The 14,871-nt window shown below is 40.0% G+C and carries 16 protein-coding genes and 1 riboswitch; of the genes, 11 read left to right on the forward strand and 5 right to left on the reverse strand.

The window, feature by feature from the left end; all coding sequences use genetic code 11:
• Positions 1-6 precede the first annotated feature (6 nt).
• Complete coding sequence (locus NST57_RS07195) at positions 7-1,506, reverse strand: ATP-binding protein (protein WP_142154879.1); 1,500 nt, start codon at positions 1,504-1,506, stop codon at positions 7-9.
• A 204-nt stretch (positions 1,507-1,710) separates the two neighbouring features.
• Between NST57_RS07195 and NST57_RS07200 the strand changes: the two genes are divergently transcribed.
• Positions 1,711-2,166: a MarR family winged helix-turn-helix transcriptional regulator gene (locus tag NST57_RS07200; RefSeq protein WP_003211701.1), complete on the forward strand. Its 456-nt coding sequence runs from the start codon at positions 1,711-1,713 to the stop codon at positions 2,164-2,166.
• A 186-nt stretch (positions 2,167-2,352) separates the two neighbouring features.
• Here the strand turns inward: NST57_RS07200 and motB are convergent, their stop codons facing one another.
• The 3 genes from motB to NST57_RS07215 all read right to left on the reverse strand — a co-directional run bounded on the left by motB (position 2,353) and on the right by NST57_RS07215 (position 6,397).
• On the reverse strand, positions 2,353-3,123 hold the full coding sequence (motB, locus tag NST57_RS07205; RefSeq protein ID WP_142154881.1) for a flagellar motor protein MotB: 771 nt from the start codon (positions 3,121-3,123) through the stop codon (positions 2,353-2,355).
• Positions 3,116-3,910 (reverse strand): flagellar motor stator protein MotA, encoded by a 795-nt coding sequence (gene motA / locus NST57_RS07210; protein WP_142154882.1) that lies wholly within the window; start codon positions 3,908-3,910, stop codon positions 3,116-3,118. Before motA ends, motB begins: the two co-directional genes overlap by 8 nt.
• 381 nt (positions 3,911-4,291) lie before the next feature.
• Positions 4,292-6,397 (reverse strand): AAA family ATPase, encoded by a 2,106-nt coding sequence (locus tag NST57_RS07215; protein WP_142154883.1) that lies wholly within the window; start codon positions 6,395-6,397, stop codon positions 4,292-4,294.
• A 245-nt stretch (positions 6,398-6,642) separates the two neighbouring features.
• Between NST57_RS07215 and NST57_RS07220 the strand changes: the two genes are divergently transcribed.
• The 6 genes from NST57_RS07220 to NST57_RS07245 all read left to right on the forward strand — a co-directional run bounded on the left by NST57_RS07220 (position 6,643) and on the right by NST57_RS07245 (position 10,975).
• Positions 6,643-7,686: a YkvI family membrane protein gene (locus NST57_RS07220; protein WP_341298324.1), complete on the forward strand. Its 1,044-nt coding sequence runs from the start codon at positions 6,643-6,645 to the stop codon at positions 7,684-7,686.
• A 71-nt stretch (positions 7,687-7,757) separates the two neighbouring features.
• Positions 7,758-7,802: riboswitch (PreQ1 riboswitch) on the forward strand.
• A 159-nt stretch (positions 7,803-7,961) separates the two neighbouring features.
• Positions 7,962-8,618 carry a 7-cyano-7-deazaguanine synthase QueC gene (gene queC, locus NST57_RS07225; protein WP_008348090.1) on the forward strand — a complete coding sequence of 219 codons (657 nt, stop codon included), beginning with the start codon at positions 7,962-7,964 and terminating at the stop codon, positions 8,616-8,618.
• A complete protein-coding gene (gene queD, locus NST57_RS07230) occupies positions 8,619-9,059 on the forward strand; it encodes a 6-carboxytetrahydropterin synthase QueD (RefSeq protein WP_008348088.1) in 441 nt (146 codons plus the stop codon).
• The gene (queE, locus tag NST57_RS07235) at positions 9,052-9,783 is read left to right on the forward strand and encodes a 7-carboxy-7-deazaguanine synthase QueE (protein WP_008348085.1); all 732 of its coding nucleotides are present in this window, start codon (positions 9,052-9,054) and stop codon (positions 9,781-9,783) included. Before queD ends, queE begins: the two co-directional genes overlap by 8 nt.
• A gap of 15 nt (positions 9,784-9,798) precedes the next feature.
• Entirely contained in the window at positions 9,799-10,296 is a 498-nt protein-coding gene (gene queF / locus NST57_RS07240; RefSeq protein WP_106067344.1) for a preQ(1) synthase, read from the forward strand.
• Between the two features lie 460 nt (positions 10,297-10,756).
• Complete coding sequence (locus tag NST57_RS07245) at positions 10,757-10,975, forward strand: nitrile hydratase subunit beta (protein WP_142154888.1); 219 nt, start codon at positions 10,757-10,759, stop codon at positions 10,973-10,975.
• A gap of 124 nt (positions 10,976-11,099) precedes the next feature.
• On the opposite strand, the gene NST57_RS07250 is transcribed toward NST57_RS07245, so the two are convergent.
• Positions 11,100-11,288, reverse strand: a complete 189-nt coding sequence (locus NST57_RS07250) for a YkvS family protein (RefSeq protein WP_003211747.1) — start codon at positions 11,286-11,288, stop codon at positions 11,100-11,102.
• A 167-nt stretch (positions 11,289-11,455) separates the two neighbouring features.
• Between NST57_RS07250 and NST57_RS07255 the strand changes: the two genes are divergently transcribed.
• The 4 genes from NST57_RS07255 to stoA all read left to right on the forward strand — a co-directional run bounded on the left by NST57_RS07255 (position 11,456) and on the right by stoA (position 14,583).
• Entirely contained in the window at positions 11,456-11,650 is a 195-nt protein-coding gene (locus NST57_RS07255) for a hypothetical protein (RefSeq protein ID WP_341298325.1), read from the forward strand.
• 306 nt (positions 11,651-11,956) lie between these two features.
• The gene (locus tag NST57_RS07260) at positions 11,957-12,610 is read left to right on the forward strand and encodes a cell wall hydrolase (protein WP_331832320.1); all 654 of its coding nucleotides are present in this window, start codon (positions 11,957-11,959) and stop codon (positions 12,608-12,610) included.
• 113 nt (positions 12,611-12,723) lie between these two features.
• Positions 12,724-14,040 carry a polysaccharide biosynthesis protein gene (locus NST57_RS07265; protein ID WP_073414311.1) on the forward strand — a complete coding sequence of 439 codons (1,317 nt, stop codon included), beginning with the start codon at positions 12,724-12,726 and terminating at the stop codon, positions 14,038-14,040.
• Between the two features lie 54 nt (positions 14,041-14,094).
• The gene (gene stoA, locus NST57_RS07270; RefSeq protein ID WP_341298326.1) at positions 14,095-14,583 is read left to right on the forward strand and encodes an endospore biogenesis thiol-disulfide oxidoreductase StoA; all 489 of its coding nucleotides are present in this window, start codon (positions 14,095-14,097) and stop codon (positions 14,581-14,583) included.
• The last annotated feature ends 288 nt before the right edge of the window (positions 14,584-14,871 follow it).

A 14,871-nucleotide genomic window follows, 5' to 3' on the forward strand; every position in this document is an offset into this window, starting at 1 on the left:
CAGTTATTAGTGTGCAGAAGGGAGCATGATGATCACGGTTGTTCCTTTATTCACTTCGCTCTCGATATCGATTGTCCCCCCATACATCGAAATGATTCGTTTACACACAACAAGCCCAAGACCTGTTCCTTTTTCCTTCGACGTAATAAAAGGGAGGAAGATATGTTTCAGCATCTCTTCTGGTATTCCTTCACCTGTATCTTTCACTTTTATGATGACCTGTTCTTTTTCAGCCTCAATGACAATCTTCAAATGACCGCCATTTGGCATCGCTTCTAAAGAGTTTTTCGCTACATTCAATACCACTTGTTTAATGTGATCCTTCGTGCAATACACGCCAACATCTTGAATGGTATTGATTTGTAAATCAACCTCGACATTATAAAGGTTCGCCTCAGAAAATACAATTGGCATAATCTCACTGACAATTTCTTTCACAGAATTATTTTGCCACTTTTCAGCCGTTGGTTTTCCTAGCACAAGAAACTCACTGACGATTTGGTTAATCCGTTTAATTTCTTCCTCGATGACAGAAAAATAAAGCTGATCCTCTTCTGAATGATACTTCTTTTGCAAAAGTTGAATAAACCCGCTAATGCCTGTTAATGGATTTCGAATTTCATGCGCTGTACTTGCTGCGAGTGTTCCAATGAGTTCAAGTTTTTGTGCTTCATTTTGGTGGCGTTCCTGCTGGGTTTGTCGTCTTAAAATGATATATTGGACGAGTGTGAATAAGATATTTAAGAGAATAAATGCACTGGATAAAGGAAACAGCATCACAGACAGGACTTCACTTGTTGTTGCACGCTGCGGAAAAACCTCCAGCTTCCAGCTATTTTCATCTAAATATGTAGACACAGTGCTATCACTTTCAGATACTGGCTGTGGACCACTTGTAAACACAACGTCTCCATTTTGATTCAGCATCTTAAAATGAAGCTCTGGGTTTAATACATTCATAATATTTCTTAAATAATCAATTTGAATCGCAGCGACTAGCACATTCGTGACTTCGTCGTTTTCATTCAAAACAGGGACGCAAATAGAGAGAATCCGCTGCTTAGTAATGCGGCTTACATAGTTATCTGTGATGACGGTCTGTTTTGTGACTTGAATACGTTTAAAGTAATCTCTAAATGACAGGTTGACCTTTTCCTTTAATGGTGTGGTGCTGGCTGTGACAGTTCCTTTTTGGTCTAGGAGATACAGGCCTGAAAAACGAGGTTCTTGTTTATAGATTTTCTCTAGGATGTTTTGTACTCTTTTCGTTTCAAGCGGCTGGTCAAATCCCATGGCAAGGGAAGTTAATCTCGCTTCTGTTTCACTGATTAAATAATTCATTTGGTTTTTGTGAATATTTAACATAAGTGTTGCGGTTTGTTTGTTTTTTACATCAATTTTATCAGTTTCTTTTTCGTAGATAAAATAACTAATGATGAGGGTTGGAATCACGACCAAAATAAGGTAAATCTTGATCTTCTTCCAAAACCCTTTCAGTATACTCATGATTCATCGCTCCAACGTATTACCTAATAGACTTATTATAGCATTGAACCTATCTTTATTACGATGCCTTGTGAGATTTTTAAAAAATTAGGTGATTCGTTCTGGTCTCTTTTTCATGCTAAAAATGGTTCAACATGTTGACATTTTACTTATTGTTTATTAATGTCACATTAGTGGGTTGCATTTCATAAAGGATGATAAAAAATGGAAAATCATAATGTTGAGAAATCTTTGAAATTATTTATTGTACTATCACGTGCCTATCGCTCCATTAATCACCACATGAACAAACATATTGTGAAGCACGGTTTGAATCCGACTGAATTTGCTGTATTAGAATTGCTGTATCATAAAGGTGATCAGCCGCTTCAGCAAATAGGTGATAAGATCTTACTCGCAAGCGGAAGCATCACGTATGTGGTTGATAAATTGGAGAAAAAAGAACTCCTTAGCCGGAAAGCTTGTGCAGAAGACCGCAGGGTGACATTTGCACATATTACGGAGCAGGGAAGAGCTTTGCTTGATGACATCTTCCCAGATCATGCAAAAGAGATTCACGAGATGATCAGTGTGCTTAGTGAAGAGGAGAAGGATGCCTGCATCGATATGCTCAAACATGTAGGACTACGTGCCAAGCATTTATATGATCATAAAGAATAAACACATAAAAAAGGAAGCCGCTGGCTTCCTTTTTAGTATGTAGACAAACCCTCGAATACGGTGTCAGTCCTGCGCACTGATAAACGACAAGAGCTTTCAATCATGCTCATAAGAAAGACAAAGAACTAAAACAAACATCATTTTAGCCCTTTGTCATGATCTGAAAGGAAGCTGCTGGCTTCCTATTTATTTTGCTTTTTTCTCAATTGGTAAAATAAGAACTTCGACGCGTCTGTTTTTGCTTCTGCCTTTTGCGGTGTCGTTAGAGGCAATCGGTTTAAATTCACCGTAACCTTTTGTGCTAAAGTTCTCTTGGTCTAGGTTGCTGTTTTCAAGGAGAATATTTAAAAAGTTGACCGCACGAATAGCGCTTAAATACCAGTTGGATTCAAATTCAGAATTCCGAATTGGAACGTTATCTGTATGTCCGCTAATGACGATGTCACGAGCAGGGTTAATGACGAGCAGTTTTGATATTTCTTTGGCTAACGGAACATCCTGCGGGCGGATCACCGCTCGCCCAGAATCAAAGAAGATGCTGTCTTCAATTGTAATAAGTAGACCTTCATCCGTAAGCTTTGTTTCAAGCTTCGAACCAAGTTTTTTATCTGCAATGAATGAATCTACTTGCTTTTTAACCTTTGTTAATACCGCTTGGTCACGAGCTTTCGCTTTTGCTTCTTCTTCATCTTCATCTTCTGCTGATTTTTTGGTTTGATTGCTGTTTTCAGTTTCCTCCGTGCTCTGCATGCTTGATTGGTCCATTACGCCAGTGCCGCCAGTAAAGACAACATTAAACGATTTAGCCATCTGTTCATATTTTGCCGCATCAATGGAGCTAGATGCAAACAGTACAATGAAGAGGGCGAGAAGAAGCGTAAGAAGATCGGCGTAAGGGATCAGCCAAGACTCATCTACATGGTCTTCATGATCATGTTTTTTACGTTTCCTAGCCATTCTGTTTTTCTCCTTCTTCAATGACAAGATTTGCACGTTCTTTTGCCGGTAAGTACATCAGAAGTTTTTGCTCAATGACCTTTGGAGACTGGCCTTCAAGGACAGAAAGAATCCCTTCAATCATAATGAGACGAAGCTTTACTTCTTCCTTCGATTTACGCTTCAGCTTGTTGGCAAATGGATGCCACAACACATAGCCGGTAAAAATCCCAAGCAGTGTGGCGACGAAGGCAGCACTGATCGCATGTCCAAGTGCTTCAATGTCTCCCATGTTTGCTAGTGCGGCAATAAGTCCAACAACGGCACCAAGTACCCCTAGAGTCGGAGCGTATGTACCAGCTTGTGTAAAGATTAATGCACCTGACTGATGTCTTTCAGACATGGCATCGACTTCTTCTGTTAAGACGTCGCGAATAAATTCGGCACTTTGACCGTCAACCGCCATGCTTAAGCCGTTCTTTAGAAAATCATCATCGACTTCTTCAAGGCTAGCTTCTAATGCCAAAAGACCTTCACGACGAGCAATTTGTGCCCAGTTTGAAAAAAGAGGGATCATTTCTTGAATCGTTGGAAGTTTGCTATCTTTAAAAATTTTCCCAAACAATTTTGGTGTTTTCTTAATTTCACCAGATGGGAAGGCAATGACAACAGCTGAAATTGTCCCAACCACAATGATCAATATAGCCGCCGGGTTGATAAGAGCGGTTAGACTCACACCTTTCAAAACCATACCGACACTCAGTGCAATAAATGCTAAAATAATACCAATTAACGATGTTTTGTCCATTATCTCACCAAATCCTTTAACTATCTTTTTCTATAGTTAATATCGGTGTCTTCTAGAAGGGTTTTAGTCAGAATATAAAATTAAGACAGTTTATGTGAAGAAATTTTGACAAAAGCGCTTTCTGCAAGCCGTAAAAAAAGAAACTCCCTCATATAAAAGGGAGTTTTCAACTTCATCTTTTTTGAGCTGTTTCATCTAAGAGCAATTCTTTTAATTTTTCTTCATGTATGATTTTAATCAAATCGTAGTTCCAATTGATCATGTGATCCATGTGTTCCACCTCTTTTTCTTTTATCGTAAAGGAAAAGAGGCGGGGGAGCGTCGGCGCTCGAATTTAGACACTGCAACATGATGGAGCTGAAGATCCTTCTTAGGATGTACTTAACTCTTTTTCACAACAATTTCGTCTTGTTCAACATCGACTGTAAATCCAGTAAGTTGTTCTTCTTCAAGCAAGATGTCCGTCATTTGATCCTCAACATGCTCTTGAATCGTTCTTCGTAACGGACGAGCCCCAAATGCCGGGTGATAACCAAGTTCAGCGATTTTTTCTTTCGCTTCGTTTGTGATGTGAACAGTTAGATTTTGTTCTTTTAACTGCTCTGACAAATCGTTAAGCAGAAGATCCACAATTTTGACTAAATCGTCTTTATCTAATGAATCAAACTGAATGATGCTGTCAAAACGGTTCAAGAATTCCGGTTTGAAATAAGCGCTCAGTGAATCAATCAATGATTGTTCTTCAATCGCTTCTTCTTGATCAGATTGGAAGCCGACTTTGACTGCTTTTTTATCTGTGCTGCCAGCGTTACTTGTCATAATGATGACTGTGTCTTTAAAGCTGACGGTTCTGCCTTGACTGTCTGTTAAACGGCCATCCTCCATGATTTGAAGGAACATGTGCTGGACATCAGGATGCGCTTTTTCGATTTCATCAAGCAAAATGATGCTGTATGGTTTTCTGCGAACCTTTTCCGTCAGCTGGCCGGCTTCATCATGTCCAACGTAACCAGGAGGAGAACCGATGATTTTGGACACGGAGTGTTTCTCCATGTACTCACTCATATCTAAACGAATGATCGCTTCTTTTGAACCAAATAATTCTTCCGCTAATGTTTTAGACAATTCGGTTTTTCCGACGCCTGTTGGCCCAACGAAAAGGAAGGAACCAGTTGGTCTGTGTTTTGATTTTAAGCCGGCTCTGCTTCTTTTTACGGCTTTCGCCACTTTTTCAACCGCATGTTCCTGACCAATGACTCGGGCTTTTAAGCGGACATCAATTTCTTTCATTTTTGTTTGTTCGTCTGCTTGCAGTTTTCCGACAGGGATGCCTGTTTTTTGTTCTACAATGGACTGAATGTCCTCAGCTGTGACGACATGTTCTTTGTCATTTGTTTTGTTTTGCAATCTCGCTTCAATCGCTTCTTCCTCGTCTCGAAGCTTCGCTGCTTTTTCATATTGTTCTTCTTTTAAAGCAGCTTGTTTTTCAGCAGCGATTTGCGCAAGACGGTTTGTTAATTCATCTTCACTTGCTGCATCGATGGAAAGGTTCGCTTTTGAACCTGCTTCATCCATTAAATCAATGGCCTTATCCGGCAAGTGGCGGTCTTGAATATACCGCGAAGATAATTGAACACACGCTTTAATGGCTTCGTCAGAATAGGTGACGCCATGATAGGCTTCATACTTATCTTGAATGCCTTTTAATATCTCGAATGCTTCATCCTGTGTTGGCTCATCAACCATGACGGGCTGGAACCTGCGTTCAAGGGCAGCATCTTTTTCAATCTGACGATATTCTTTTAATGTCGTCGCACCTACTAGCTGCAGTTCTCCTCGAGCCAGGGCCGGTTTTAAAATGTTTCCGGCATCCATTGACCCTTCGGCAGAGCCTGCGCCTACAAGAAGATGAATTTCATCAACGAATAAGATGATATTTTTCCGGCTTTGCAATTCTTTAATTAATTGCTTCATCCGTTCCTCGAATTGGCCACGTACACCTGTGTTTGCCACAAGTGAAGAGACATCTAGTAAATAAACTTGTTTGTTCTTTAATTTATTTGGTACATCTCCATTTGCAATTTTTAGTGCTAGTCCTTCGGCTATGGCCGTTTTACCAACACCAGGTTCACCAATGAGAACAGGATTGTTTTTATTTCTTCTATTTAAAATCTCAATGACTCTTGTGACTTCTTCATCACGGCCAATGACAGGATCAATTAAACCAGCATGTGCGCCATCCGTTAAGTTCCGGCCAAGCTCATCGAGTAAGCCTTTTTGTTTAGGCCGCTCTTGGCTCGTCGCATGTCCTGCTTGCTCAGAGAAGAATGAGCTGCCTCCGAAAAGGTTAGGACCCATTTTCATTTTTGACTGTTCCATCAAAGAGGTATAGCAGTCTTCACATAAAACCATTTGGCTGCGGGACGAATTTACTTGCATATTCAGGCGAATAGTTGCCTCATTTACTTGACAATGTTGACAACGCATGAGCCATGACCTCCTTAAAATAAAGTTTGACTTTATTTGACCAATGAATGTTAAATAAAATGGTCTGTTGTTTGACCATCTTTGACTATAGTATACTCTGACCTATTTTGACTTTCAACTGTTTTGCTCACAGCTGAATGAAAAATCCTTTTTTGCATTTAATCATGGTTTGTCCTTCTTTTCAAGAAACTTGTCTCATAGGATAAAAAAGAGACAATCGAAAGTGATGGGTGCGGAGGGGTCATATGAAACGTTCAAATGAATCCGCTTTTCAGCTTGCCTTTGTATATGTAGGAACAGTGGTTGGAGCTGGGTTTGCGACAGGAAAAGAAATCGTAGAATTTTTTGTTCGTTTTGGCTGGATTGGATTGATCGGCATTTTGATTAGCGGTGTTATTTTTACCGGCCTTGGCGCAAAAATGATGCTGATTTCAAAACGAATTGAAGCGGAGTCTTATCAAGATATGAATCGGTTTTTATTTGGAGTTGCTGCGAGTCGATATATTAACATCGTCATGTTTTTTATCTTACTAGGTGTTACGTCAGTGATGATTTCTGGAGCAGGCGCTATTTTTGAAGAACAGCTTGGCATCTCAAAAGAATATGGTATTTTTTTAACGATTATTTTAAGTGTCATTGTCCTTTTTAAAGGCTCAAAAGGGTTATTTGGTGTCAATGTACTTGTCGTTCCAATGCTGATTTTCTTTTCACTGATTGTGTTTCTAGACTCATTTGTCTTTAGCAGCGGTGAAAGCCACGTTCTGGGGCTGCAAATGGGAGAGGGCGAATGGATGTTGTCTGCGATTTCATATGGTGCCTTTAATATAGCGCTGTCTCAAGCCGTATTAGTGCCGGTCGCAAACGAAATGACATCCGAAGCCGTCATAAAAAGGGGAGCGGTGCTTGGAGGTCTAATGCTGACACTCATTCTGCTCGCCTGCTTTTTATCCCTTTCTTCATTAGATATGCTGGAGGCGTATGATATTCCGATGGCCCAAGTGGTGTATCAAGTCGCAAACTCCATTCATCTCATCTATTTATTCGTGATCTTCGGTGAAGTCTTTACATCCGTTATAGGGAATTTATACGGTCTCGAAAGACAAGTGAGGGCGTATATCCGATTGAACAGTATGTATACGATATCCTTTATTCTGCTTTGCTGTTATGTAATCAGTAAAATTGGATACGGCACACTGATTTCAACGGTTTACCCTGTTTTTGGCTATGTCAGTATCTTTTTTATCCTCTTTCTTTGTCTGAAAAAAGTGCCTGCATCACGTGATAAGTAAAGAAGGGATAGCTTGTACACCAATTATGTGGTACACTATCCTCTGTGAAAATTGAACAAAAATCCGTGGAAACGGGAGAGGTTCTAGCAAAACCCTCTATAAAAAACTAAGGACTTGCCGTATCCTTGGATGTGGCATTTTTTATTTTTTATGGCTGGGACACCTCATACACATGTAAAGGTGTCTTTTCTTTTGAGAAAAATAGGGGTTTTCATGAGCCTTTCAGATGCAGCTTTGTGCGGTGGTACGGATCTGCAAAAGGAGGAATAGGAAAAATGAAAAATGAAAAAGCGGTCGTTGTCTTTAGCGGGGGACAGGACAGTACGACATGTTTATTATGGGCACTTCAACAATTTAAAGAGGTTGAAACGGTAACCTTTCATTATAATCAGCGTCATCAAGAAGAAATTGATGTCGCCAAAAGAATTGCTGACAAGCTAGGTGTGAAAAATCATCTATTAGATATGTCACTTTTAAATCAGCTTGCACCCAATGCCTTAACAAGAGATGACATTGATATTGAGGAAAAAGAAGGAGAACTGCCTTCTACATTTGTTCCGGGAAGAAACCTCGTTTTCTTATCCTTTGCATCCATTCTTGCGTATCAAATCGGAGCACGTCATATTATCACGGGTGTGTGCGAGACAGACTTTAGCGGCTACCCAGATTGCCGAGATGAGTTTGTGAAATCTTGCAACGTCACGGTGAATTTGGCAATGGAAAAACCATTTGTCATCCATACGCCGCTCATGTGGCTGAATAAAGCTGAAACGTGGAAGCTGGCGGATGAACTGAATGCGCTAGATTTTGTGAAAAATGAAACGCTCACTTGCTATAATGGCATCATTTCTGATGGCTGCGGGGAATGTCCTGCATGTAAGCTTCGAAAAAATGGCTATGACACTTATATGGACATGAAGGAGGCGAACTAAATGCTTTCTCAAATCTATCCACAGACGGATCACCCATTTTCGTTTGAATTGAATAAAGATATGCATGTATCGGCAGCACACTTTATCCCAAGAGAAGATGCTGGCGCTTGTAGCCGCGTACATGGTCATACGTATACGATCAACATTACGATTGCAGGAGATCATCTAGATGAGTCAGGTTTCCTTGTGAATTTTAGCACGCTAAAAAAACTTATTCATGGGCAGTACGACCATACACTGCTCAATGACCATGAAGAATTCTCATCAAATGATCCTTATGCGATGCCAACCACTGAGGTTGTTGCAAAGACTGTGTATGATAAAGTGGCCGCATATTTAACGACTTTAGCGAACAAACCAGTATGTGTTCAAGTTTTTGTCAGAGAGACACCAACAAGCTACTGCATTTACCGACCGAAACGAGTTGAGCTCAATGACTAAAGCGATTCCTGTCTTAGAAATCTTTGGTCCAACCATTCAAGGAGAAGGAATGGTCATTGGCCAAAAAACCATGTTTGTCAGAACGGCTGGCTGTGACTACTCTTGCAGCTGGTGTGATTCATCTTTTACATGGGATGGATCAGCTAAGCATGATATTCAGTGGCTTCAGGCAGAGGACATTGTAAAAGAGCTGAAGAGAATAGGTGGAAAGGCTTTTTCTCATGTCACCATTTCAGGTGGGAATCCTGCGCTTTTAAAACAAATGGAATCACTTATTGATTTATTGCATGAAGAAGGAATTGATACGGCGCTTGAAACGCAGGGAACGATGTATCAAGATTGGTTTTTGAAGATAGATGATTTAACCATTTCTCCAAAGCCACCAAGTTCTAATATGAAAACCGATTTCACGAAACTAACGCGTATCATAGATGAATTGAAAAATGGAAACAGATTGCATCATGCAAGCCTGAAGGTCGTCATCTTTGATGATCTTGATCTAGCCTATGCAAAGGATGTCCATGCGAAATACCCAGAACTTCCTTTTTATTTGCAAGTTGGAAATGATGATACGACGACAGCTGATGATGCGTACCTATTAACGCACTTATTAAAGAAATACGAAATGCTTGTAGATCAAGTAGCGCAAGATCCTGATTTGAATCGTGTGAGAGTCCTACCACAATTGCACACGCTATTGTGGGGAAATAAACGAGGCGTATAGAAAGGAAGAGACAAAATGACGACAAGAAAACCAGAAGAATTAGAAGGTGTCACTTTACTAGGAAATCAAGGGACCAATTACTTGTTTGACTATGCACCTCAAGTGCTTGAAACGTTTCCGAATAAACATACGAATAGAGATTATTTTGTGAAATTCAACTGCCCAGAATTCACATCCCTTTGCCCGCAAACAGGGCAGCCAGATTTTGCGACCGTTTATATCAGCTACATCCCAAATGAAATCATGGTCGAAAGTAAATCATTAAAATTATATTTGTTCAGCTTCCGTAACCACGGTGATTTCCATGAGGATTGTATGAATATTATCATGAACGACCTCATTGAATTAATGGACCCAAGATATATTGAAGTATGGGGCAAATTTACACCAAGAGGCGGTATTTCAATTGATCCGTATACGAACTACGGAAAATCTGGGACAAAGTATGAAGAAATGGCATCGTATCGTATGATGAATCACGATATGTATCCAGAAACGATTGATAATCGCTAATAAATAAGAAAAGACATGCGGATGACATGTCTTTCAGATTGTTGACAAAGGGCTAAAATGAACTTGATTTTAGCCCTTTGTCTTCTTTTCAGCTCAGCGTGATAGAAAACCTTTGAATTCTAGGAAGGACGAGTACCGGCGCGGAGCGAATTTGACATTCGTGAGCACCGGCACGCAGGACTGACACCGAATGCGAGGGTTTGACTACATGCTGAAAGACATGCGAATAACATGTCTTTTTTTATGGAATAGATCATGATGGCACATAAAAAAAGAGAAGAGTCATGTCACTCTTCTCATACCAATAGGAATAGAACTTGCTAGGACGGCTGGGGGCTACCAGCTCGTATGTATAGTATACACGACAGAACGTATGTTTGTAAAGGTGTATCGTGCTTTTATTCTTTATATATTTACATTAAGATAAAATTGAAACGAGCGAATGGAAATGGAGGCGTTTATGTTGGCAAAAGAAGACAAAACAGAGAAGCTGCTGATGGAATTAAGGGAAGAGCTTCAGATGCTTGAGCATCAAAACAAAGAACGATATAAATGGAGTGCCTCCACATTACTTGGAGTGATCGCCCTTTTAATTGATAAAGGTGTGATAACACCTGAAGAAGTTGACATGTACAAAACAAAAGCGGAAATGCAAACCTTTCACGCGCAAAAAGACTGACGCCACTCTATATGGTTGTCAGCCTTTTTCATATGTGATTGTCAGAAGAGAACAGAGCTGTCAAACGAATTAGCTGTGCTTCGTATATCCTTATGTAACGGTAGACTGAATTGAGGATTGCAAATTAATGTACGGAGTCTTTGATGATTTTATAGTTTTTATGATTAACGACTGTTAGTGAATCCAGTTCTAAATCTCTATAGTTGTCCATAATGGTGACATCCACAATAACAGAGTTTTCATTCACTTTTTCAACTACACCTGTTAAACCATTTCTAAATTCGATCACATTCCCAATTTTTGCAATCTTCAACCGATCCCTCTCCTTTAAAAACAGATTTCATTCCCTATTAAAAAGTATTTTGCAATATTTTCATACCAATGTAAAGGATAAAGACGTTTTTCTTTCGTTTTCGTTGTACGCTTTGAAAACGAATGGTATATTTAATATTTGATCAAGGCTGAAAAGGAGCGGTTTTTTTGACTGAAGAACACATCAACACAATACTAGAATCATTACGGAATGGAACTGAAAAACAAGCGACCATTCAAAAGGGTGATTTTTTAACATTTCGTTCTGTATTGGTCAATCAAGATGATTTTAAACATTTTCGCGGAATCGCCAAGCATGGTGGAGGTGTTATTTTTGAATATCTTAAAGAAGCAAGAAGCTAAAGCTTTTTCTCATTGATGAGAGAAAGCTTTTTATTTTGGTTCTTTTGTCACACTTCCAACCAGCTTGATACATATGAAAAGAAAATGTAATAACCCATAATCAGGAGCATAAGGATGATTATAGGCTGAAAAGGGACTATTTTAAACGTTTACATTTCCAGTTCGTGCGTATTTCAACTAGGACATGCCATTTAATGACGGAATTTGGACAGGCATGAAAATCTTTGTGCGTGAAAATAGAAGAAGCTCTTGTTAGAGTGGACAAGTATCTTACAGCCTACATTGATTAAAGGAGGAATGAGGCGAATGATCAAAATTCATACAGCTCTTTTTGCCATCCTTATGCTCATCTCAGCGATCAAGATGGACAATATACAAGAGCAAGAAGGCACATTAAGTCAGAAACTTGAACAAGCACCTGTAAAGCATCAGCTTTCATATATAGATCAAGATGAAAAGCATACTGTGATCCCAGCGTTTTCAGAGGAGAAACATCAGCCTAAAGTGAAAATGCTAAGCACGTCAACAGAGGAGAGGGCATCAAAACCGAAGCCGAAGAAAAAGGAAACGGCAAAGCCAGCAAGCTCAAGAAATCAATCACACTATTCTAATGAAGAAATGGACTTGCTTTCTCGGTTGGTACATGCCGAAGCAAAAGGTGAATCTTACGCCGGGAAAAAAGCTGTAGCAAGCGTCGTATTAAACCGCGTGGAACACCGCTCTTTTCCTGACAGTGTCAGAGGCGTGATTTATCAGCGAAATGCCTTCCAGCCAGTATCAAATGGAAGTATCAATGATAAGGCAGACCAGGATTCCGTAAAAGCAGTGAAGCAGGTTGTCAAAGAAGATGACAGAACAACAAAGGCGATTTATTTTTATAATCCAAAAACGGCGACAGATAACTGGATTCGTTCTCGTAAAATTGTAGAACGCATTGGCCGTCATGTGTTTGCAGTGTAAAGAAAAGCAGCGATCAATCAGTCGCTGTTTTTTTGTCTTCAATTATTAAAATATTTTCAGGACTTGTCTCATAGAATGTGAAAAGAATTTGCTTTTAGACAAGGGGAGGCTACATGAATCGATTTGTAAAAGGGGTCATTCTGCTATCTGTCGCAGCTTTCATTGCTGAGTGTATCGAGTTTTTAGTCAATATGATTTTAGCGAGAGAGCTTGGAGAACATGGAATGGGTTTATATATGAGCATCCTTCCCATCATCATGCTTGTGCTTGTGATCGCCAGCTTAGAGCTGCCAGTCTCCATTTCTAAATTCATTGCAGAATCGCATGAGCGGCTTCATAAAAGTATGCTTCGCCATGCCTTTAAAATGACGCTTGTGGTGACATGCACAACAACGACAATAGCAGCCATTGTACTGCCTTTCATTCCTGTATTTCAATCGTATCATCCGCTGATGAAGGGCTTGGTTCTGTCACTCATTCCAATCATCGCATTTACGTCCATTGCACGCGGCTATTTTATGGGCAAGCAGCAAATGGGCAGAATTGCTCTAGCCAATATGCTGAAAAAAACGATCCAGCTTATCTGTTTGTTTTTGTTTTTTCATTGGTATTCGTTTGATATTGAAACAGCGGTGCTTATCGCGATTGGTGTGATTGTTGCAAGTGATCTCGTCGTCTTTATCTATTTATATTCCCAATACGTCATGGCGAAAAATGCTGTGAATGTCAGATCGGTTGAGTTAAGAGGGATTGACGTCAGAAAACGTTTGTTAGCAGTCTCCATCCCGACAACAGGTATGCGTATCTTTCATGCCATTGCCAATGCGATTGAACCGTTTTTAATCAAAGGAGCCCTCGTTGCAGCGGGCATTTCTGGTACGCTTGCTGTTGATCATTACGGAATGCTTGCTGGCGTAGCGATGTCGATTGGTTTTTTTCCGGCGTTTATCGCTCATTCCATTATGATTGTGATGATTCCGAATGTATCAGAAGCCTATGCCTTGGGGCAGTATGATCTCGTGAAAAAACGTGTCAGACAAGCGATTCTCATTACGTTTGGCTATGGGGTGCCAGCCGTGATGATCATGTATTATTTCGCTTATCCGCTCACGCAGCTCTTTTTTGACTCACCTCAAGCAGCCGTCTACTTGCAGCTGCTATGGCCATACTTCTTATGCCACTTGTTCGTGATGCCGTTTCAAGCGTGTTTAATTGGTATGGGTCTTATTAAAGATGTGTTCCTACATAATATATGGGTGCACGTGGTGTCGTTCTCTATGGTGTATTTCCTAGGATCCATCGAATCCTTAAATATGATGGGCGTTATCTTAGGAATGAACACGGGGATGCTGCTATTAACGGCTTTGCATTATGCGACGATTTGCAAGGAACTCGGCGTCTCCATGTTTCTTACATTGAAAAAAGCTTGAATGTCATGTGCAGCTAGCGGGCAAGCTATAGGAAAATCAGGAAGGAAGATGCTGATGAATCGTAAATATCTACCCGCCAGTCTTCTCATGATGACCCTTCTTTTATTTCTGTTGAACATAGAGGCTGAAGCAAAAGAGCCTGTCATGGCGCCGAGGATAGAAGCTCCTACATTAACAGGTGAATCGCAGGTGATCCCGGTGAAAGGGAAACGGACCATTCTGCATTTTTGGACAACGTGGTGCCCATCCTGCAAAATGGAGCTTCCAGCCTTTGAACAGATTGTGAAAGAAAATCAAAGTGATGTAGACATACTGACTGTGAATTTACTTGGTGCTGAGCAAAGCAAGCATGCAGTTGCCCAATTTGTGAAAGACAGAAAGTTCACATTTCCGATCGTTCTCGATGAACACGGCGAAATGATGAAGAAATACCAAATCATGACGATCCCGACGACCTTTTTCATCAATGAAAAGGGTGAAGTGGTCAAAAACCATGTAGGTCCGCTGACGAAAAAACAAATCAAAGAGTGGACAAATTCATAGAACACAAGCTTTCTGTAAAAAACCAATGGTCGATCCGTTGGTTCTTTTTTGTGTTCAATTACCTTTCAGATGAATAAAATGTGCTCAGAAAGAGAAAGAAATAAATGACGATAATAATGATAATTATTATCAAGAAGAAATTATAATAATTATTAATTGAAAATTGATCAGAACCTGTTATAATGAGTTACAGACCTATAAAAAGCTTGAAATAGCAGAAAATATAGATGATAAACGGAACGGGCAACGATTGATAATGTGAAAATCATTATCAATTAGAGAGGAGAA

It is taken from the genome of Bacillus sp. FSL M8-0077 (genome assembly GCF_038050255.1).
Taxonomy (GTDB): domain Bacteria; phylum Bacillota; class Bacilli; order Bacillales; family Bacillaceae; genus Bacillus; species Bacillus altitudinis.

Bases quoted from the DNA above. Each gene is read 5' to 3' on its own strand.
- NST57_RS07200 (WP_003211701.1), top strand. From the start codon at position 1,711: ATGGAAAATCATAATGTTGAGAAATCTTTGAAATTATTTATTGTACTA.
- NST57_RS07195 (WP_142154879.1), bottom strand. From the start codon at position 1,506: ATGAGTATACTGAAAGGGTTTTGGAAGAAGATCAAGATTTACCTTATT.
- NST57_RS07245 (WP_142154888.1), top strand. From the start codon at position 10,757: ATGTTGGCAAAAGAAGACAAAACAGAGAAGCTGCTGATGGAATTAAGG.
- NST57_RS07260 (WP_331832320.1), top strand. From the start codon at position 11,957: ATGATCAAAATTCATACAGCTCTTTTTGCCATCCTTATGCTCATCTCA.
- queC (WP_008348090.1), top strand. From the start codon at position 7,962: ATGAAAAATGAAAAAGCGGTCGTTGTCTTTAGCGGGGGACAGGACAGT.
- stoA (WP_341298326.1), top strand. From the start codon at position 14,095: ATGAATCGTAAATATCTACCCGCCAGTCTTCTCATGATGACCCTTCTT.
- queE (WP_008348085.1), top strand. From the start codon at position 9,052: ATGACTAAAGCGATTCCTGTCTTAGAAATCTTTGGTCCAACCATTCAA.
- NST57_RS07220 (WP_341298324.1), top strand. From the start codon at position 6,643: ATGAAACGTTCAAATGAATCCGCTTTTCAGCTTGCCTTTGTATATGTA.
- motB (WP_142154881.1), bottom strand. From the start codon at position 3,123: ATGGCTAGGAAACGTAAAAAACATGATCATGAAGACCATGTAGATGAG.
- NST57_RS07265 (WP_073414311.1), top strand. From the start codon at position 12,724: ATGAATCGATTTGTAAAAGGGGTCATTCTGCTATCTGTCGCAGCTTTC.
- queF (WP_106067344.1), top strand. From the start codon at position 9,799: ATGACGACAAGAAAACCAGAAGAATTAGAAGGTGTCACTTTACTAGGA.
- NST57_RS07215 (WP_142154883.1), bottom strand. From the start codon at position 6,397: ATGCGTTGTCAACATTGTCAAGTAAATGAGGCAACTATTCGCCTGAAT.
- motA (WP_142154882.1), bottom strand. From the start codon at position 3,910: ATGGACAAAACATCGTTAATTGGTATTATTTTAGCATTTATTGCACTG.
- queD (WP_008348088.1), top strand. From the start codon at position 8,619: ATGCTTTCTCAAATCTATCCACAGACGGATCACCCATTTTCGTTTGAA.